The organism is Rossellomorea vietnamensis (genome assembly GCF_008180415.1).
In the GTDB taxonomy this organism is placed as follows: Bacteria; Bacillota; Bacilli; order Bacillales; family Bacillaceae_B; genus Rossellomorea; species Rossellomorea vietnamensis_C.
Window position 1 is genome coordinate 2,501 of record NZ_VTEI01000011.1, and the last position, 19,696, is coordinate 22,196.

Consider the following 19,696-nt stretch of genomic DNA (forward strand, 5'->3'; position numbering starts at 1 on the left):
TGGTGCGGCCGAGAGGAGTCGAACCTCCACGGGGTTGCCCCCACTAGGCCCTCAACCTAGCGCGTCTGCCATTCCGCCACGACCGCGTAAAAAGCGACAAAACCAATTATATAATTTAAAGCGATAGATGTCAATCATTATTTTTAAAAAAATGAAAGTGCGGGTGAAGGGACTTGAACCCCCACGCCTTGCGGCGCCAGATCCTAAGTCTGGTGCGTCTGCCAATTCCGCCACACCCGCATGATTATAGTTTGTTTTGTATCAATCAAAACAAAATGGTGAGCCATGAAGGATTCGAACCTTCGACCCTCTGATTAAAAGTCAGATGCTCTACCAACTGAGCTAATGGCTCTAAATGGCTGGGCTAGCTGGATTCGAACCAACGCATGTCGCAGTCAAAGTGCGATGCCTTACCGCTTGGCTATAGCCCATCATTTTCTAAATCCCGCAAGCGCGAGGTTTATAATATAACATGTTTTCTCGAATGTTGTCAAGAACTTTCTCGAAAAATATTAATGGCGGTCCGGACGGGACTCGAACCCGCGACCTCCTGCGTGACAGGCAGGCATTCTAACCAACTGAACTACCGGACCAAGGATTTTGGCTGACAAGCAAAATATCCTTCCTTAATGCAAGGGACAGATACTGCTTATCAAATTATCTCTCCTTAATGTAAGGAGCAGAATTTTTGCTTCTTGATAAAGTCCAGTTCACTTCGGAAATGGAGTTCAGCACTCCGCTTCGCAAAAGAACTTGGTGACCCGTACGGGATTCGAACCCGTGTTACCGCCGTGAAAGGGCGGTGTCTTAACCGCTTGACCAACGGGCCATTTTATATGGCGGAGAAGGAGGGATTTGAACCCTCGCGCCGCTTACACGACCTACACCCTTAGCAGGGGCGCCTCTTCAGCCACTTGAGTACTTCCCCATAAAATAAAAATGGCTCCGCAGGCAGGACTCGAACCTGCGACCGATCGGTTAACAGCCGATAGCTCTACCACTGAGCTACTGCGGAACAAGAAAAACTATTAAGTCGTTGTCCGACTTTTATTATTATAACTACATCCACATAGGTTGTCAACGGAATTTCACAAGTTATTCAGAACTTGTTTTTTCAAGCTTCAATGTTCCTCTGCACTTTCCGCAGACATAACGGTCTACATTAATCCTTCGTCTTCTCCGGTAAATGAGATCACAGCCTGTACACCTGTAATGAAGTGTTTTTCGCTTCTTCTGTATTTGTGATTCCAATGGATTGCAATGCCTTGGGGCACCAACTTCCTTCATTAAATCTCTGAAATCCTTATCCCGGTGTTTGTATCCTTTTCCCTCTATATGCAAATGGTAATGACATAGCTCATGCTTGATAATGCCTGTCAGTTCTGTCATTCCATGCTCGGCTAAATACTTGATGTTAATCTCAATGTTATGTGATCTAAGCATATAACGGCCGCCAGTAGTGCGCAGCCTTCTATTAAAAAAGGCTTGATGCCTGAACCGTTTCCCGAAGCTTGCATTCGATATATCTTCAACCAGCTTTTGCAGTTCACTGTTTTCCACTTATCTCAACTCCTTTGGTGAACATGACAAACTATTATAGCATAGATTAGAGAAATGAACTTTTACTGTACCTGAAAGGTATCCATAGCAGTTGTCCCATTCAGCCTCATAACAGAATGATGGATAAATTCAAATTGTTGGCCCAATCGATGACTGTATATTCTTTTCAATTTTTTAAAATAAGGAGGTTTGATTATGCCTAACTGGCTTGTCAGCCAAATGCGCAAGGCTTATTTTGAAAAAGATCGCTATCAGATCAAACTTCTCAATCAATGCTGGTATTTCTATAGAAAAAAACACTGCAGTTAACTGCAGTGTTTAATAAACCCTTGGAACGGGCAGAGTGAACTGGCCAAGAAGCAATGTTTCATCAACACTAATAACATGGCCTGTATGGTCCAGTTTCTCTATTCCTTTACCATGGACAACGCTACTCTTCCTTTTTTCACGTCAGCACTTTCTACCCAAACCGTAACGACATCTCCTACTGACACGACATCGAGCGGGTGTTTGACAAATCCTTTACGCAGTTTGGATATGTGAACAAGCCCATCCTGTTTGACTCCAATATCCACGAACGCTCCAAAATCTACTACGTTTCGTACCGTTCCTTGCAGTTCCATGCCAGGCTGAAGATCTTCTAGTTTCAATACATCCTTCTTAAGCAGAGGCGCGGACAGCTCGTCCCTTGGATCTCGGCCCGGCCTTACCAAAGCGTCGACGATATCTTTCAGTGTCAGCTTACCAATGCCAAGCTCTTCTGATAACTCTTCCAAGTTAAGCCCTTCCATTCTCTTTCTCAATTCTTCTGTTCCAAGAGCACTTCCATCCAGGTCCAGTTTACGCAGCAGCTTCCTCACTTCTTCATAATTTTCAGGGTGGATTGGCGTCTGGTCAAGAGCTTCTTCTCCATCCATGATCCTAAGGAACCCGATACATTGCTCATACGTCTTCGCTCCAAGCCTCGGGATTTTCTTTAATTGTTTCCTTGAATTAATTCTTCCTTCCTCTTCTCTTTGCTTAACAATATTATTAGCAACTGTTTTAGATAAACCAGCCACATACTGCAACAGAGAGGAAGAAGCGGTATTGACGTTCACCCCAACTCGGTTAACAACCGTTTCCACTACAAAAGTGAGGGATTCGTTTAGTTTCTTCTGCGAAACGTCATGCTGATATTGGCCCACCCCAACTGATTTCGGGTCAATTTTCACCAGTTCAGCCAGCGGATCCTGCAGCCTTCTGGCAATGGAAACTGCACTTCTCTCCTCTACTTGCAGATCAGGAAACTCTTCTCGGGCAATGTCAGAAGCAGAATACACACTAGCTCCAGCCTCATTCACGATGAGATAAGAGATGTCCATATCGACATCTTTAAGAATATCTACTACAAACTGCTCCGTTTCCCTCGAAGCAGTCCCATTTCCAATTGCGACAATTTCAATGTTATGTGTCTGCAAAGTCTTTTTGAAGACCTCCACTGCTGCTTCCTTTTTCGCTTTTGGTGGGTGAGGGTAGATGACACTAATATCAAGCTTTTTTCCTGTCTGGTCTACTACTGCCAGTTTACAGCCGGTCCGGTATGCCGGGTCAACTCCAAGCACCCTTTTTCCTTTTAGAGGCGGCTGAAGCAGGAGGTTTCTTAAGTTCTCCGTGAAGATATGTATGGCTCGGTCTTCAGCTGTCTCAGTTAAATTATTTCTGATTTCTCTTTCAATCGAAGGCTGAATCAATCGTTTATAGCTGTCCTCGATGGCTTGTTCAATCGATTGAGAAGCTATTGATTCCTTCTTGATGATATTTTTGACTAGGAAATTGTGTATCCTTTCTGCATTAGGTTCAATCGATACTCTAAGAATCCCTTCCTTTTCTCCTCTGTTTATGGCAAGGACACGATGGGGGACAATTTTATTTACCGGTTCACTGTAGTCATAGTACATTTCAAAAACATTTTTTTCGTCCTCAGCATCTTTCTTCACCGAAGTGACAAGAGTACCTGTTTTGAAAGTGTCATTTCGAATCGACTCCCTGAACTTAGCATTATCCGAGACCATTTCTGCAATGATGTCCTGTGCACCTGCAATGGCGTCTTCAGCAGAGTTTATTTCATTTTCAACAGATACATACTTTTCCGCTTCACTTTCCAAGCAGCTTCCGTTCACAGGGAAAGATAACATCCACTCGGCCAGCGGCTCGAGACCTTTCTCTTTCGCCACGGTAGCTTTCGTTCGGCGTTTTTGTTTGTACGGGCGGTATAAATCCTCCACTTTCTGAAGCTTATCCGCTTTTTCTATATCGATTTTCAGCTCCGTAGTGAGCTTCCCTTGTTCTTCTATTAAGCGGAGTACTTCTTCTTTACGGCTTTGCAGGTTCTGTACATAATTCCATGCATCCATGACCGCTCGGATTTGAACTTCATCTAGTGCACCCGTCTGCTCTTTACGGTACCGGGCAATGAACGGAACTGTATTTCCTTCATCAAGAAGAGAAATTACACTCTTAATCTGTTTTATATTGATTGAAAGGTCTTTAGAAATGTTTTCTATAAGATTTGGCTTTTCTTTTAATAATGACACTACTGCATTACCTCCAGTTTATTTCTATACTTATCAAGTTTACCATAGCCTTTCGTATATATACGGCTTGAGTACGATGCATTCCTTCTTGACATTGATCAGTTCTGCTGCTTTTTGAGTCATAGAAAATCATAACGTAACAATGTCTGCAGCCCCTCTTCGCAGATATGGTTGAGATTCATTTTAAAGGGGGGTTATTTTTATGTATAAATTACCACTGAGGGATATCCTCCCTTGTTACAAGGAGAGTGTCTTTGAACAGGCGATTCTCATTTTTCTTTCCTGCTTATTCAAGAGAATAAGGTCTAACTAACGAATCTTAAACAAAAAGAAAAAGCCTACTCATCAGAGTAAGCTCCCTACTATAAAAGTTGTATCATCTATTGGCTCGGCCAGATGCAAGCTGATTTCATCATTGATTTTCCTTAAAGAATTGCTTGTCTGAAGTAAAGATTTAATATTCGTGATATTTAATCCATCAGAATGCAGTAAGAATTTAGATTGGGGTTCATAAGTGAATCTTTGCGTTCGATACTTTTGGGGTCTGCCTGAAAGATAGCCTGTTACTGGCAAGGGATATGTCATTTTCCCGAGCGAGGAGTAAAGATAGAAACGTATATTGCCTACACAGCTATATTCAAACTCATTACTGTCATAGTAGACTTTCATGATTGCCACAGCTGCGCCTCTTTTATGCATCAATTCTTCATTGCAGTAGTTCATCAAAGTGGAGACATCTTCTTGGTGATGCCTTTCCACCAATTCTACTACCGCATGTGAAGATTCATATGCAAACTTCCCGCTTCCCAAGCCATCTGCCAGTATGCAGATAAAGTAGTCGTCAGTGGATGTAAAAAAGAAGCTGTCACCGCAATATGGATTCTGCCCCTTTGAAACTTGCTTGGCATAAACCTCAATTTGATCTTCGATTAAATGGGTCATTCAGAATAACTCTCCGAATTTCTCATTTCTGCGTCAATAGCTTCTTTCAACTTCTTAATAGCACGCCTTTGGAGTCTGGATACATGCATCTGCGAAATTCCCAATTTTTCTCCTGCGTCTTTTTGGCTGAGGTTATCCAAGTAAGTATATTGAATAATAAGCCTTTCTCTCTCTGATAAAACATGAAGGACTTTTTCAAGAACCAGCTTCTGGTTAATTCTTTCGTAGCCGTCATCTATGCTGCCGACAATATCAAGCAGCGTGACGGTACTTCCTTCTGAGTCTGCCTCGATTGAATGGTCAACAGACAATGCCTGATAACTTTTGCCCATCTCCATCGCCTCTAGGACTTCCTCTTCTGTCACTTCAAGATAATCCGCAATCTCTTCAACTTTTGGAGACCTCTCCAATGTGTTGGTCAGTTCTTCTACAGTTGACTTGATTTTAGGGCCTAATTCCTTGATACGCCTTGGCACATGCACACTCCAAGTCTTATCACGAAGGAACCGCTTGATTTCACCCACAATTGTAGGGATGGCAAATGCTTCAAAGGTCTTTCCAAAAGAATCATCATAACGGCGGATGGCACCTAACAAGCCAATCATACCTACTTGAACGATATCCTCGTGAAAGGATTTCCCTTTTGAATATTTACGGGCTATGGAAATAACAAGGTTTTCATAATGAAGGACTAAGTTACTCTGTGCTTCATCATCGTTCTCTTCTTGATATGCTTTTATCCACTGTTTAACTTTCTCTTTTGTTTGCTGGTTAGGTTGAGATAGTTTCGGCATCCGTCTCCACCTGCTCTCCTTCTAGGAACTTAGTCATAAAGACTGTTACCCCTTCTTGATGGTGGACTTTCACCTCATCCATCAGACTTTCAATAAGGTATAGCCCCAGCCCGCCTTCTCTTAGGAATTCAACAGAGTTTTCTGCATCGTAAGGACCAACTTCTTCACGGGTCTTTTTGAAATCGAAGCTTTCACCATTATCCGCCACCATAACTTCAAGCCGCTCTTCATATAAAGCAAATCCGACAATGACTTCTCCGGTTTCATCCTTATAGGCATGCTGTACCGCATTGGTGATTGCTTCGCTTGTAGCGATCTTCAAGTCTTCAATCGCATCATAGGTAAACCCCATTCTGCTGGCAATTCCGGATAATGTTAACCGGATCACACCCACGTATTCTGGTTTAGCAGGGATCTTCATCTCGATGTAGTCAAAATCTTGCATTATTCTACGCCACCTTTTACCTCGGAATTAATATTCATAATATCTCCAAGTCCTGTAATATCAAACAGGCGTCTTAAGCGTTCTGATAAACCGGTTAGGTAAAGTTGACCACCGTTTGCATTTATGGTTTTGAATAATCCAACAAAAACCCCTAAGCCTGTACTGTCCATATAGGAAACCTCGGAAAGATCAACGTTCATGACCACATTCTTTTCTTCCGCAGAAGAATTCAGTGCATCTTTAAGTTTTGGGGCTGTATATGCATCGATCTCCCCATTCACCTTTACGTCGATCACTTTATCATTTTCATTTAAATCTATCGTCAAATTCATCAATTTCACCTCTTCTGAACAAATCCATTGCTATATTCGTTTACCCTATTGAGGGGATCTTAAACATTTATCAACAAATTCTTTTTAGAATGATGAGAGTGAAGTCGTCACGCAGCTGGAAATGCTGCAGTCTTTCCAGCTCTTTATAGACACTGGTGACAATATCCTGTGCAGGGAGATGGATATATTTCTCGATATATCCAACAAGGTCTTCTCTTTCAATGAATCCTTCCTCCGTCCGGCATTCCGTTACACCATCGGAAAGCAGGATGATGAGGTCGCCGACATTCACCGGCCTCTCATACTGGCGGTACTTGGCTCTCTTGTCCACTCCCAGAAGGAGCCCCTTTGCATCGAGGTCTTCAAATTCATTTGTTTGGGAATTAAAGAAAAAGCCGGGTTCATGTCCGGCAGAAGAATAGTTGAATACATGCTTGTAAGGATCATACATACCATAGAACATCGTGATAAACATGCTTGGATCCACATTCATTTCCACTACTCTATTCAGGCTTTCCAAGACAGCACTTGGATAATGCCTGTGTTCCGGAAGGCTGTCCATGGCATATTTTATCATGGACATACACAATGCCGCAGGAATTCCCTTCCCAATAACATCTGCAATCGCCACGCTTATATAGTCATTGTCATCCTGGACAAAGTGATAGTAATCACCATTCATTCTTTTGGCAGGCACACTCAGCGCCCCGACATCTAATGACTCTATTTCAGGGACGGTAGTGCCTAGCAGGGTCTGCTGCATGTTGGAAGCAATCTCGATTTCATTGTTCAGCTCCTGCTGTTTCGAGCGGAGGCTCTGGTGTTCACGATAGGCAAACCCGTAACCTATCATAACCTCTAGTAAAATATCAAAAGAATCAAGCACACTCTCGGACAGACCCGGCTCCATATCAAGCATGATACTTTTATGGAGACTGATAATTTCTTCCGGGGATATGTTATGTTCAATCGACTTGCGGCTGAACTTCTGCCCCAGATACAACGCCTGTTCATCCTGTGCTTTTAAATAGTTTTCAATAATTTCTTTATACTTTACATCCATCAATTCTCTAAAATCCATGTCACTCCCCCTAGCGGAGCCATTTTGTAGCTCTTATATCGGTACCTTCTCCCGGGGTTGACTCCACGTTGAATTCATCCATCAATCGCTTCACACCCGGCAGTCCGGCTCCAAGGCCACCAGAAGTTGAAAAGCCGTCTTCCATCACTTTGCGGATATCCTTGATTCCAGGCCCTTCGTCCACAGCGATTATACGAACCCCGTTCTTACCATTCTCGCTTAATTTCTCTATACATATTTGCCCCTGTCCGGCATAAAGATATATATTCCTAGCCAGTTCAGAGATAGCAGTGGTAATCCGGGCTTGGTCGACAGTGCCAAATCCCAAATCCTTCGCTACATTCCTGCCAAGCTGCCTGGCCGCAACGATATCCCACTCATTTGTAATTTTAACGCAGGATTGGATTTCCATTCACTAGTCCCCCAATTCCTGTTGTAATTTCTCCAAACCTTTTTCTAGGTCCAACGCTGTCAGGACATCATCTAAATGTATGCCAAGTTCAATCAAAGTGATTGCAACTGCCGGCTGTATTCCAGTGATGACAACTTTTGCTCCCATCAGCCTTGACATATTGATGACATCACCCAGAACCTTGGCAATGAAGGAGTCGATGAAATCGATGGAAGTGATGTCAATAACTACTCCCCTGGCACTCGTTTCGTGTATTTTATGCAGCAGGTCTTCTTGAAATTGAAGCGCTGTTTGGTCATCTAGTTCCCATTGGATAGATATTAAAAGACAATCATGCAGTTTTAATATTGGTATTCTCACACTGTTCCCTCCGTTGAAACAATTTTTCTATTCGTCATTTCCAAGGCTTTTTCAATGCCCTTCCTTAATGTGCTGTTAGTGCTGAATTGATTCAAGTCAATGCCCAGATTCACAATCGTCTGCGCAATCTCCGGCCTGATGCCAACAAGCATGCACTGAGCACCCACAAGCCTGACAGCTTCAGAAGCCTGGATGATATGGTGGGCCACCATTGTATCCACCACCGGCACTCCAGTAATATCTATCAGTACGACTTCCGCGCGGTGCTTCACCACGCCCGTAAGCAGGTTCTCCATGATCAGCCTTGCACGCTCCGTGTCGATGGTGCCGACAAGCGGCATGACGGAAATCTTTTCAAAAACAGGAATCAGCGGTGCAGAAAGTTCCTGTAGAGCTATTTTCTGCAGGGAAACCGTTTTTTCCCACGTCTTAGCATAAGCATTGACGATTTCTTTGTACATGGGGGAAAGCCACTTATCAAAGAACTTTACAGCTTCCACATGATTTCCATTGTTGATTGTCCCATCTTCACTTAAATAATCATAAACGATGCGTTCGAACATTCTTAAGCCTGAAGTGACAAAAGTTAACGGCCATCCCAGCCCTACAATTTTTTCGGAAAAATTCACAAGCCTTGAAGTATATTCATCAGAATCTTCAAGGTTTGAGACGACCAAGTCGACGAACTCATGGCTTGTCTTTACAAAAATCTGGTCCGACACGACCTCAGTCACAATATCATCTGATTCATCCTTCATCATCTCTATCCATTTGGTGACAAACTCCGATTTATTATCTTTGATTGTTCCAATTAAATCGTTAAACATCTAGTCCTCCCCATTTTATCATAAAAATTTTCCGTTCCCTGTCAGAGGCACCAGTTGTAACCTCGATTTAAAGATAGTAAAAATATATGAAGGCATACCCGCGACCGGAACTACCCTGTCCTGCCCGAACATTATATCAAGAAACAGAATCTCCACTTGCCAAATTGTATGTTTTACCCCTAATCTCTTTTATATTATAAATTTTTTTATAGTATTTGTCATATATTGTCCACTTTGTAACAGACAATGCACACACTCCAGCCATAAACATAACCTGAAAGAACAATAGAATGGCTCCCTCAGCTCACTTAATCTGTCAGTAATGATGAATTAAGAAGGCTTTTCTAAAGGCTGTTTTCGCATATATTGTTGCTTTCGGACAAATCCCAAGAGGCCGGATTCCCCCCCGGATACTAAGAGTTTTATCTTTTATCGAGGGAGAGCAGCTATTTTCTTTTCATCGTTACAGTTTAACATCTCTTAACATGGTTAGTTTTTCGGAATTAGCATCAGATAACAACAAAGTTTACGAAAAGAGCCTTTCTAAAAGATTGGAGCTTTTGAATGCCCCCCTCCTCCCTATTATTCATAGAAGGATCGGAACGGAAGGTGTGCGATCTCCTGCGGGATTAGCGGGCAGTTGACCCCCCCAATCTAGTTTCAGCGCTTCCACTTTTTATACAAGCAAAGCCGGTAAGGCTCATCGCGCGCCTTGAGTGGAAATCCCATCTTTTAAAACAGCCTCAATCTTTGTGAAAATAGCCGTTAAGAAAGGCACTTTCCTGCACAACAAAAAAGAACACCCTTCCTGGAAGAGCGTTCTTTTGTCAAAACTGTATGAGGCCCACACTGATCTGCAGGGCATCATCCACTTTTTCCATCATTTCATCATCTAAATGCGTAATCTTATCCGTTAAACGCTGTTTGTCGATCGTTCGTATCTGTTCGAGCAAGATAACGGAATCTCTTTCAAAGCCGTATCGCTTTGCATCAATCTCAACATGAGTAGGCAGTTTTGCTTTTTGGATTTGGGCTGTGATGGCAGCCACAATCACAGTGGGACTGAACCGATTGCCGATATCGTTCTGTATAACAAGAACAGGCCGAACGCCTCCTTGCTCGGATCCGACTACTGGGGAAAGGTCCGCAAAATAGACGTCACCACGCTTGACAATCAAAGGCTTAGCCTCCACTCACTAAACGTTCGACTGTATGCTCTGCCTCATATTCTGCTTGGATGGCTTCAGAAGCAATGGCAAGGTTAATCTTTGCCATTTCCATATATCCGCGTCTCATTGTTTCACGGATTTGGCGCTTCTTACGTTCACGTAGATACATTTTAGTCGCACGATAGATATACTCATTGCGATTAACATTTTCTTGTTCTGCAAAGCCGTCTAATTCTGTAACGAGCTGTTGCGGTAAGCGAATTAAGATTTCTGTTGTTGTGCTGGAATCCGACACAAACCACACCTCCACCAATCACTATAAACCGTTTCGTTTTACTACCATGACTATCATACCATCAATTGCCTCAAGATAAAAGACATAAATAAAATCCTTCTCTATTATCGGCCTATCCCTTGGAGAATTATGCATCTTTTACCTGATCTGCCGAAATCTTATGAGATTGAAATTGATTCATGAGCTGCCCTGCTTGCAGGTGCAGCTGAAAGCGGTTGATATCCTCTAGTCCCCGAGAACTTGTGGAAGCCCGCGGTCAACCTTTGCAATAAAGGCGGCCGGACAGTTCCGAAGAGTTAATTTTTATAAAACCCGCTTGTGGACAGGAGCTGGTTGGATACCTCAACAGGGGCGCCGTCTTTGATATAAATCCTTGGTACACGATTGGAAATCACGCAAGGCACTTCGTAATTAATGGTATCCAACTTTCCGGCGACTTCATCCATTGATATAAAATCGTCCCCTTGCCTTCCGATCAGGGTCACCTTTGTTCCGGGCTTAAGTTCAGCAGGAAGACTGACCATGCACTGATCCATGCAGATACGCCCTACAATCGGGACACGTATCCCGTCTACCAGCACCTCCTGCCCTTGAAGCCTCCTTAACCAGCCGTCTGCATAGCCTATCGGCAGGGTTCCGATCCATTCATTTTTTACTGTTTCATAAGTAGCGCCATAGCTGATCTTTTCACCGGCTTGCAATTCTTTTACCTGGACAACCCTGGAGTGCAAGGAGAAGACTTGTTCCAATGAAAATGGCAGATAGCTTTTCATTTCCTCCGACGGCGAAAGCCCATACATGGCTATCCCGGCTCTGACAGCATTAAAATGAGATTCAGGATGAGAAAGCGTTGCCGCGCTATTTGAACTGTGGATGTAACGGGGTTGTTCAGACAGACATGAGATCATTTTTTTAAAAGAGTTCAACTGCCTGTCAAAGTACTGCCTGTCCAACTCATCAGCCGTAGCGAAATGGGTGAATATCCCTTCAAGCTGGAATTTATCTCCCTGACGGATAAACTTTTCAATTTCCTGGAGTTCTTCCGAAGTCCGCACCCCGATGCGCCCCATCCCGGTATCACACTTAATGTGGAGGTTCAGCACTCCTTCTTCATTCATCAGGTACTCTTTTGCGGATTGAAGCCACTCATAATCAAAAACGGTCAGCGAAATCTTATGCGTCAATGCAAGGAATGCATCCTCCGCCCTTGTGGCCCCAAGCACCAGAATCGGGGCATCAATCCCGTGTTCCCGAAGCGAGATGGCTTCATCCAAAAACGCCACAGCAAGTCCGCCAGCTCCTGCTTTCAATGCAGTCCGGGCAGTCTGGACATCTCCGTGTCCGTAGGCATTGGCTTTAACCACCGCAAACATGGTAACATCCTTCGGCAGATGCCGTTTGATATTCTGAACATTTTTATATAAATTATCTAAATCAATTTCCACCCAAGTATCTCTGAAAAAACGGGTTTGAGCTATCACTGAATTCACTTCCTCTTCCTGTGAAAAAAACTGCAGGCATTCCGGTATCATTTTATTTAGGCGACACGGCTGCCAAAGCCTACTTTCCCTTCCGCCTCCGAAAACCGCCAGTTTCTCAATCTTTGAAACCCTGGCGCTTGCCGGAAAAAGATTGTTAAAAAACATTATGATTAAAAATTATATCAAATACCAAACTGATTTATCTAACGGCAGCCTAAAAAGAATTCAATTTCCAGAAGAAACAGCCTCATGATGAACAGATACAGAATATTAATTATCATTCCTGAATCCGTTTTAAAAAGCTGTTTTCGAATAGATTGCTGGTTGGGATTTCTCTCTAATCGGGAAAAGCACCTCTTTTCTTTTCATGATTACCAGGTCATTAAGGTGAAATATGATTAGTTTTTTTGGAATTAGTATCGAACAGCAACAAAGTTTACGCAAAGAGCCTTTTAAAAAAGGCAGATCTTAGATTGCCGATTTGGATACAACGATTTTCTTTAACCAATCATGCCTTAAAGGGTAATTTAGGTGAATAATGACGATGTTTTTTGAAATTGTTATTAAATAAACATCAAGACGACGGAAAGAGGCTGAGAGTACACCGCTCACACTCATCATAAAATAGGAGCCGCCCTATTAGAGCAGCTCCTCGAAAAATTTATTTCACCATTGACCCTTGAACAGAACGGGCGATTTCCGTCATTTCTTCTGGAGTCAAATCATTGGAAGCGAGCATATAATCAACGCCATCATATGTCCAGGTAATAGAGCGGTCTGTCATGGCAGCAACCGTAAACCCAAGATCCTGGATCTCACCGTTTACCGTCGTGGAAACCGTCACAGCCGGAACGACAGTTGATTTCTCTTGTACCAGAGTAAATGATTTTTCACCATCATAGGTGAGGACTACACGTTTTCCATCCTCCGTCTTCACTTCTTTTTCCTCAACAAGCTCTGCCCCTTTTTCAGCAGCTGCAAGCGGGTAGTTGACGGTGAATTCACTGTCTCCCACGCTGGCCGTTACAGGCATCTCCAGCTGAGCTCCAGTCATATTTTTCTTCATATCAAAGTCGTTTTTATCAAACGCCGCTTTTGTGTCCATCTCAGAAAACTCAACTGTCACAAGCGCATTGCGGTCTGCATCCATCACTTTTACAGATGCCGGAGTCAAATCCTTCTTGTTAAAGCTGATTTCCTGGACAGGAAGCATCTGGCTGTTTTGATACCTTGTAGCTGTTTCAAATACATAATGGCTCTTCGTTTCAGTGAACTTGGCTTCTTTGTCTTTTTCAATATCCTTCACTAATGATTCAAAAAGATAAGCCTGGCTGCTGTTGTTCGGCCAGTCGCTTTCAAACCGGAAGCTTTTGTTCAACGCAGGTGTCAATACGAAAACACCTTCATCATTGCGCAAAATCATCTGGCTTTGTTCTTTTGCAGGATTAGATAAATTCACGCGGTAATAATTAGGATCATTATGCCAAATATCCACCTCATAGGTTTGCGGCTCGTCGCCGACTTGAAGAGTCATCTTGGCTTTCGCTTTATATCCCTTCATATCTTCCGCTTTGGCAGTCAAATCCTTCAGAACATCTTCTTGTGACTTAGCTCCGCAAGCTGCAAGCATTACTATCGCCAACAACGCTGCAACCAAAACCACTAACTTCTTTTTCATCCTTTCAACCCCTTTTATCTCAGTTAACGTATTTGAGAGAGGGGAAAACCAGACAGCAAGAATGAACTGTTCCCATTCAAGCCGCTCACCATCCGCCGTCCAAATTCCTTCTAGGAACAGCAATCCTGTTGCCGGCTGGCCTTGTCTCTCCTATTGCACTATGAATATATGAGACAACCTTGGCGTTTATGCTAGGAAAGATGACAAGCTAGGAAAATTAAATGAGAGCAGAAGTTGGTTTATTTTGTTACTTTACATAGGAAGTTATTCGGTAAGAGGGGTGGCTAAAAGAGGTGGTGGTTTCCGTGGACAGATGGCTTAAGAAGGCTGAATACTCAATAGAATTTTAATTAGAGGGCTAGAGAGATTCTTTAATCCTGTTGATGAAAGAAGTGCTTGGTTTGCGCAGACTGAAGGGGTCTCTATAATGACCCTTGAGACCAGTTGAAAGCATTGCGCACTTGGACGTGGACTCTAAACCGATCCTTGAAACCTGTTCAGGGCACAACACACTCCGAAGCGGTCTCTAAAGCGCCCCCTTGAGACAAGCACGGGACACAGCGCACTCCCCACATGGTCTCTAAACCATGCCCTTCACCACCACAAGATACAGGGCACTCCCACGCGGTCTCTACCGGAACCCCCATAGCCAAATGAGGCCATCCCATTTCGAAATGTGATTTTCAAACCTTTTCAATAATAACTTGCGCAGCAGCAAAGTCCCTGCTGTGCGTGATAGAAAGATGCACACCTTTCTCAACAGGAAGTGCAATATACGGCTTGCCCCGTGAGTCTTTTCTCACTTCAATATCCGTAAAGGAAAGGTCTGATCCGATACCTGTACCGCGTGCTTTGGCGAATGCTTCTTTAGCGGCAAACCTGCCGGCGAGAAACTCATTCTGCCGCTCTCCAGATAAGGAAGTGTAATGGTCGATCTCCGCCGCCGTTAAAATCCTTTTTATGAATTTTGGCTGCCTTTCCACAAGCCTTGCAATTCTATTAATTTCCACAATATCCAGGCCGATTCCGCTGATCATCTAAATCCCCCGCATTCTATTTTTATCTTAACGAACATATTATTAGTACAAGTTTCCCTCTTGAATCCTTACTGCACATCAGACTACACACTTACCGCCCCACCATGTAGAATGGTAATCATGTATGGAAAGATGCCCATCTGAACATAACCTTATTAAAGGAGGCAATGTATGTTTATCCGGACAGAAAGTTTTTCTCAATTCATCCGTCTTTATCCAATAGTATCTCTTATCGTACTCATTCACCTGCTATTATTCAGTGTGACCCTGATCCCATTTCTTCCCGAGATTTGGGTGTATGAACATCTCGCCGGAATCAACCTGTTAATATTCAACGGAGAATGGTGGAGGCTGATCACCCCCATTTTTGTTCATTTAGGCTTTGCCCACCTTTTATTCAACTCTTTTTCACTTATCCTTTTCGCTCCTCCACTGGAAAGGATGCTGGGAAAAGCAAAGTTCACCCTAGTTTATCTCAGCTGCGGCATCATCGCCAATGCCGCGACCTATTTTTTAAAGCCGCTCACCTATAATCATGTTGGCGCTTCGGGAGCGATATTCGGTTTGTTCGGCATTTACGTCGGAATGACCCTGTTTCATAAGCACCTTATTTCACAGCAAAATAAACAAGTTATCATTCCAATTGTCGTCATCGGTCTGGTCATGACATTCTTTCAGTCGAACATCAATATTACCGCACATCTATTCGGCCTGCTTGCAGGGATCATCATCTCATGGCTGCTGCTTCCTTTTTTGGTCAAAAATCGGTATTAGGCTGCAGGAAGCTCATCGAATCCGTGTTTACACCATGATATCTTACAAGAAGACATTTGATGCTGTTAAAAACCGGATTATACTGCATAAGACTTTATAAAAGGCTGTTTTCGCAAAGAGTGTGGCTGCATTAAACGAAATGTATTTCCGCTCCAGGCGGGCGGTGAGCCTCCTAAAGAAAGTTGATGATGTTAAGAATCCGGTAATACAACATCAAATCTCATAAAAAGGAATTTGATGCTGTTGAAAGCCCGGTTATACATCATTAAATCTAATAAATCACAAGTTGATGATGTTAAAAATCCGGTTATACAACATTAAATCTCATAAAAAGTAATTTAATGCTGTTAAAATTCCCTTTATACAACATCAAATCTCACAAAAAAGGAATTTGATGCTGTTAAAAGCCCGGTTATACATCATCAAATTTAATAAATCACAAGTTGATGATGTTAAAAATCCGGTAATACAACATTAAATCTCATAAAAGGGAATTTGGTGCTGTTAAAAATCCCTTTATACATCATGAAATCTCACAAAAAGGAATTTGATGCTGTTATCATGATCATTCAACAGCACGGCATATTATAAAAGAAACGGCATCCACTGGAATCTTCCAAAGTGGATGCCGTTTTTATTTAACAAGCTAAGCCAAAAGGCAGATCACAGCTCGGCGTCTGGGTTCAGCCTTAACCTGCAGCTTTCTTAAAGACTCTGCTTCTCCGGATAATACCATTGATAGATGCTCCTCACGCTTTCATCATCAAGGTCAATGACCTTCCCGGCTGCACCGGCCTCGCCTGATTTTACGATGGCCTTGATATTTGCCAGTTCTTTTTTTCCCTGAAAAATATTTTGGGTGGTTTCTAAAGATTGAATACGGTATTTTTTCATGAATAGCGTATTCTTTTCAATAAAACGGTGCCTTAAGGTGAGCTGGGTGTCATTGATGCTCCAGCCCGCACTTCTGTATTTGGAATAGCCAAACAGCCAAAATGGAAGGTATAGCAGCAAGGACCAGAGACCGAGCGGCCAAAAGGCGATGGACAGCCCGATGACAGCTGCTGACACGAGCAAACTTTCCCTGAATAAATATCTTTTCAATGATCTTTTTGGAACCGGCATTAAGTCGACGGTAAAGTTGTATTCAGGGAGGACATCTTTCATGATTTCCGCTACCCTCCGCTTTTTTACCATGGGCAGAATTTGAATAGTGCTGCTTTCCTTTTCCAAAATCGATCCGCCGGCGCTCTCTATTTTTACTGTTGCAAAGCCCAGTGGCTGCCTCAGGATATTCTCTTCCATCCTGACACCCTGGATTCTATTGAGCGGTACAGTCATTTGCTTTTTCTCCAATAAGCCCCTTGTGATGATGAGGTCATCTCCTTGTTTTTTTACAGTGAAATCAGCATACACAATCAGAGTCCCGATAATTGCTGCAACCCACGCTATAAGAAGTCCGGCAATCACAACAAACGTTACTAGCAGCACGCCGCTGCGGACAAACTGTTCCACCTCATTAAAAACTCTCTCAAATGGAATAAGTTCATCAAATTGAGATAGAAAGATAAGCACACCGGATATGACGACCCCGGCTCCTCCGGATGTAGTCCCCATCAGCAGCAAATCTCTGAATGTCATCTTAAAAATCACTTCTCCAGATTCCTGGACAACCTCATTTTCTTCTTCTGCCGCTTTGTTTCTTTTCGCAGTTTTCGCTTCATTTATAATTCTCTGCAGCTCTCCAGCCTCCGCTTTGCTGATTGCAGTCAGCTCAGCTTCAGCCTGCTTCATATCAGTAGATCCGGCTGTTTCAACTTTTACCTTCACAAGCCCGAACGGCCTTTGCAGGATTCCTTCTGTCAGATTCAGACTTTGGATTCTTTCAAATGGAATATATCTCTTTTTCTTAACGAACAATCCATATTCAATCCTGAGCTCTCCGTCTTCGAGCCAGTAGGCAAAACGGAGCCACTTGATAATGCCTGCGATGAGCAGAACGACCAGGATGGCCGCCCCGATGATGAACGGAAGCCAGCCCCAAATGCCGTCCGCACTTTCTCCTCTGTTGATAAAAACAAGGAATACAAACGGAATAATAAGTTCTTTAAGCTGTTTAAGAAAGTTCGCGACCGCCGAAATCGGATGAAGCTTCTTCTTCTCAGACATCATCTTCAGCCACCCTTGCCAATGAAGAAATGGAATTCCGGAGATCATCTGCCTCGTACATATCCAGTGCCGGTATCTCGTGGGTTGTGGCGGCAGTTGAGATAGTTATGCTCGCCAGGCCATACTTCCTTAGCAGAGGACCCTGCACAGTATCAACATGCTGAACCCTTACCATAGGGACTAGGGTTCTTTTTACAAAAAAGACTCCCCTTTGAAGCTCAATTTCCCGCTCCCTCACTTCATAGCGCCATCTCTTCCAACGAATGACCGGCAGCAAAAATGCAAAGAAATATGTATATACAATAGCAGCCCCAACGGCCGCTGCCGGTATCCAAAGCTTCCATTCAAAAATGAATGCCAATACAACCGAAGCTATCGCCAGGATGATGACGGCAGCTGAGTGCAGAAGACCAGACCACCGCCATACAGGGAGTGCCTTTTCTGAAATTCTAGTGTTTGGTTCACTAACCATCGTTCTTCCTCCAATCGATTTCTTCCCTATCTCCATTGTATACGATTGCAGAGGCTTTTAAGTTTCAATTCACGATAATATTTCAAAAGAGGCTCCATCAATCCAGCGGAGTCCTTCCTGGTTCTTTAGATCCTCTACCAGTCTGAACAGGGCATCATCCTTCTTTTTTGCTTCAATCATGCAGTCAATTTCACTGACAGAACCTTTAATCCCATTTATAAAATCCATGAACATGACAGGATCGATATATTCCGCATGTGCCCTGAACTCCTTTTCAGAACGGGGGCTCGAGATATGCATTTTTACAGGGAGCGGCGAGTTTTCCCAAGTACCGGCCACCCTCCCCCAATCTTCTTCCCAGCCTTTTTCTTGATGGGCAAGATGGTGATGATAATCAAAAACCATAGGAATGCCAAGCTTTTCACATAAATATAAAGTATCGTGAAGTGTGAAGACGGTATCATCATTCTCCAGGATGACCATTTCTTGAAGCGGAACGGGTGTCAATCCCCAATTATGGATGAACTGTTCAAGCGCCTGTTCTTTATCCTCGTATGCCCCTCCGACATGAAGGACGCAGCGGTGCTTAGAGTCAATATCCATCCCTCTCAGCAATGCTTCATGTATCTTCAATGTTTGCAGTGTGTTTTTCAAAGTATCCTTATTATTTGTGTTGAGGAGGACAAAGTGATCAGGGTGAAACCCGACCCGCTGGGGATGGTCCTTAATAAAATCCCCCAATTCACCTAATGGTTCTTTCAGCGCCCTCATGAATTTCCAATCCTTCAGTTCGGGATGGTTGGCAAGAGGAATGAGCTTGGAGCTGAACCGAAAAAATTTTATATCGTGAGCCAGATTATGCTTAAGGAGTCTCAGGCAGTTTTGCAGATTACTCACCGCTATCCGCTCGAGCTTTCGCAAGCCCGCCTCCCGATCCTTCAACTGAGAAAACTGTTTATACGTCATCGTCTGGGATGGTGATGCATTCTCGAGGTGCACACTCATCGCTACATATCCAAGTCGAACTATTGTCATTTCTGCACCCGCCTTTTTGGGAATAGTATCTGCCAACGAAGTGATTTCTATCAGGGTCTTGGCGCTGCAAAATACTTAAAATGGGTTTATCGGCGGTAACCTGGCATTTATCGGCACTTTGCGAACCTTTATCGGCAAACCTAGAGATTTATCGGCGGCATGGCAGCTTTTATCGGCGGAAAAGGACTGTTTATCGGCCAAACAACAAATTTCGACATCTTTACATAATAAAAAAACCATCTCCCGAAGGAAATGGT

20 protein-coding genes and 8 tRNA genes are annotated in these 19,696 nt (G+C 43.3%); 2 read left to right on the forward strand and 26 right to left on the reverse strand.

The features are described 5' to 3' along the window. From FZC78_RS17245 to FZC78_RS17285, 9 genes are all read right to left on the reverse strand, one after another. Window positions 1–86: transfer RNA gene (locus tag FZC78_RS17245), tRNA-Leu, on the reverse strand. 72 nt (window positions 87–158) lie between these two features. Further along, a tRNA-Leu gene (locus tag FZC78_RS17250) sits at window positions 159–240 on the reverse strand. Between the two features lie 36 nt (window positions 241–276). Next, a tRNA-Lys gene (locus tag FZC78_RS17255) sits at window positions 277–352 on the reverse strand. A 4-nt stretch (window positions 353–356) separates the two neighbouring features. Beyond that, window positions 357–431: transfer RNA gene (locus tag FZC78_RS17260), tRNA-Gln, on the reverse strand. 85 nt (window positions 432–516) lie between these two features. Further along, a tRNA-Asp gene (locus tag FZC78_RS17265) sits at window positions 517–593 on the reverse strand. Between the two features lie 161 nt (window positions 594–754). Further along, window positions 755–829 (reverse strand) — tRNA-Glu (locus tag FZC78_RS17270). A gap of 8 nt (window positions 830–837) precedes the next feature. Continuing rightward, a tRNA-Ser gene (locus tag FZC78_RS17275) sits at window positions 838–928 on the reverse strand. Window positions 929–940: 12 nt separating this feature from the next. Further along, window positions 941–1,015 (reverse strand) — tRNA-Asn (locus tag FZC78_RS17280). A gap of 80 nt (window positions 1,016–1,095) precedes the next feature. Then, complete coding sequence (locus FZC78_RS17285; RefSeq protein ID WP_148941359.1) at window positions 1,096–1,560, reverse strand: SprT family protein; 465 nt, start codon at window positions 1,558–1,560, stop codon at window positions 1,096–1,098. 195 nt (window positions 1,561–1,755) lie between these two features. On the opposite strand from FZC78_RS17285, the gene cmpA reads away from it, so the two are divergent. Next, the gene (gene cmpA / locus FZC78_RS17290; RefSeq protein ID WP_006838640.1) at window positions 1,756–1,869 is read left to right on the forward strand and encodes a cortex morphogenetic protein CmpA; all 114 of its coding nucleotides are present in this window, start codon (window positions 1,756–1,758) and stop codon (window positions 1,867–1,869) included. Window positions 1,870–1,967: 98 nt separating this feature from the next. Here cmpA and FZC78_RS17295 read toward each other — a convergent pair whose 3' ends face one another. The 14 genes from FZC78_RS17295 to acpS all read right to left on the reverse strand — a co-directional run bounded on the left by FZC78_RS17295 (window position 1,968) and on the right by acpS (window position 14,989). After that, window positions 1,968–4,136, reverse strand: coding sequence for a Tex family protein (locus tag FZC78_RS17295; RefSeq protein ID WP_148941360.1), 2,169 nt, complete (start codon window positions 4,134–4,136; stop codon window positions 1,968–1,970). Window positions 4,137–4,481: 345 nt separating this feature from the next. Further along, window positions 4,482–5,078: a PP2C family serine/threonine-protein phosphatase gene (locus tag FZC78_RS17300; protein WP_148941361.1), complete on the reverse strand. Its 597-nt coding sequence runs from the start codon at window positions 5,076–5,078 to the stop codon at window positions 4,482–4,484. Continuing rightward, window positions 5,075–5,872, reverse strand: a complete 798-nt coding sequence (gene sigB, locus FZC78_RS17305; RefSeq protein ID WP_148941362.1) for an RNA polymerase sigma factor SigB — start codon at window positions 5,870–5,872, stop codon at window positions 5,075–5,077. Before sigB ends, FZC78_RS17300 begins: the two co-directional genes overlap by 4 nt. Further along, window positions 5,850–6,317 (reverse strand): anti-sigma B factor RsbW, encoded by a 468-nt coding sequence (gene rsbW, locus FZC78_RS17310; RefSeq protein WP_286365386.1) that lies wholly within the window; start codon window positions 6,315–6,317, stop codon window positions 5,850–5,852. Before rsbW ends, sigB begins: the two co-directional genes overlap by 23 nt. Next, a complete protein-coding gene (locus tag FZC78_RS17315) occupies window positions 6,317–6,649 on the reverse strand; it encodes an anti-sigma factor antagonist (protein ID WP_148941364.1) in 333 nt (110 codons plus the stop codon). Before FZC78_RS17315 ends, rsbW begins: the two co-directional genes overlap by 1 nt. 70 nt (window positions 6,650–6,719) lie before the next feature. Further along, window positions 6,720–7,730 carry a PP2C family protein-serine/threonine phosphatase gene (locus tag FZC78_RS17320; protein WP_148941365.1) on the reverse strand — a complete coding sequence of 337 codons (1,011 nt, stop codon included), beginning with the start codon at window positions 7,728–7,730 and terminating at the stop codon, window positions 6,720–6,722. A gap of 10 nt (window positions 7,731–7,740) precedes the next feature. Continuing rightward, on the reverse strand, window positions 7,741–8,142 hold the full coding sequence (locus tag FZC78_RS17325; protein WP_148941366.1) for an anti-sigma regulatory factor: 402 nt from the start codon (window positions 8,140–8,142) through the stop codon (window positions 7,741–7,743). 3 nt (window positions 8,143–8,145) lie between these two features. Beyond that, the gene (locus FZC78_RS17330; protein WP_006838632.1) at window positions 8,146–8,502 is read right to left on the reverse strand and encodes an STAS domain-containing protein; all 357 of its coding nucleotides are present in this window, start codon (window positions 8,500–8,502) and stop codon (window positions 8,146–8,148) included. After that, entirely contained in the window at window positions 8,499–9,329 is an 831-nt protein-coding gene (locus FZC78_RS17335) for an RsbT co-antagonist protein RsbRA (RefSeq protein WP_148941367.1), read from the reverse strand. Before FZC78_RS17335 ends, FZC78_RS17330 begins: the two co-directional genes overlap by 4 nt. Window positions 9,330–10,156: 827 nt before the next feature. After that, a complete protein-coding gene (gene ndoA / locus FZC78_RS17340; RefSeq protein WP_006838214.1) occupies window positions 10,157–10,507 on the reverse strand; it encodes a type II toxin-antitoxin system endoribonuclease NdoA in 351 nt (116 codons plus the stop codon). A gap of 4 nt (window positions 10,508–10,511) precedes the next feature. Beyond that, window positions 10,512–10,793, reverse strand: a complete 282-nt coding sequence (locus FZC78_RS17345; RefSeq protein ID WP_148941368.1) for a CopG family ribbon-helix-helix protein — start codon at window positions 10,791–10,793, stop codon at window positions 10,512–10,514. Window positions 10,794–11,089: 296 nt separating this feature from the next. Then, window positions 11,090–12,274, reverse strand: coding sequence for an alanine racemase (gene alr, locus FZC78_RS17350; RefSeq protein WP_148941429.1), 1,185 nt, complete (start codon window positions 12,272–12,274; stop codon window positions 11,090–11,092). Between the two features lie 661 nt (window positions 12,275–12,935). Further along, window positions 12,936–13,952 (reverse strand): LolA family protein, encoded by a 1,017-nt coding sequence (locus FZC78_RS17355; protein ID WP_148941369.1) that lies wholly within the window; start codon window positions 13,950–13,952, stop codon window positions 12,936–12,938. 683 nt (window positions 13,953–14,635) lie between these two features. Next, window positions 14,636–14,989, reverse strand: a complete 354-nt coding sequence (gene acpS, locus FZC78_RS17360) for a holo-ACP synthase (protein WP_148941370.1) — start codon at window positions 14,987–14,989, stop codon at window positions 14,636–14,638. Window positions 14,990–15,160: 171 nt separating this feature from the next. On the opposite strand from acpS, the gene FZC78_RS17365 reads away from it, so the two are divergent. After that, a complete protein-coding gene (locus tag FZC78_RS17365; RefSeq protein WP_148941371.1) occupies window positions 15,161–15,763 on the forward strand; it encodes a rhomboid family intramembrane serine protease in 603 nt (200 codons plus the stop codon). A gap of 705 nt (window positions 15,764–16,468) precedes the next feature. On the opposite strand, the gene FZC78_RS17370 is transcribed toward FZC78_RS17365, so the two are convergent. From FZC78_RS17370 to uvsE, 3 genes are all read right to left on the reverse strand, one after another. Then, on the reverse strand, window positions 16,469–17,935 hold the full coding sequence (locus tag FZC78_RS17370) for a PH domain-containing protein (protein WP_353733580.1): 1,467 nt from the start codon (window positions 17,933–17,935) through the stop codon (window positions 16,469–16,471). After that, window positions 17,925–18,404, reverse strand: coding sequence for a PH domain-containing protein (locus FZC78_RS17375; RefSeq protein ID WP_148941372.1), 480 nt, complete (start codon window positions 18,402–18,404; stop codon window positions 17,925–17,927). Before FZC78_RS17375 ends, FZC78_RS17370 begins: the two co-directional genes overlap by 11 nt. 69 nt (window positions 18,405–18,473) lie before the next feature. Next, a complete protein-coding gene (uvsE, locus tag FZC78_RS17380; protein ID WP_148941373.1) occupies window positions 18,474–19,439 on the reverse strand; it encodes a UV DNA damage repair endonuclease UvsE in 966 nt (321 codons plus the stop codon). Between the last annotated feature and the right edge of the window lie 257 nt (window positions 19,440–19,696).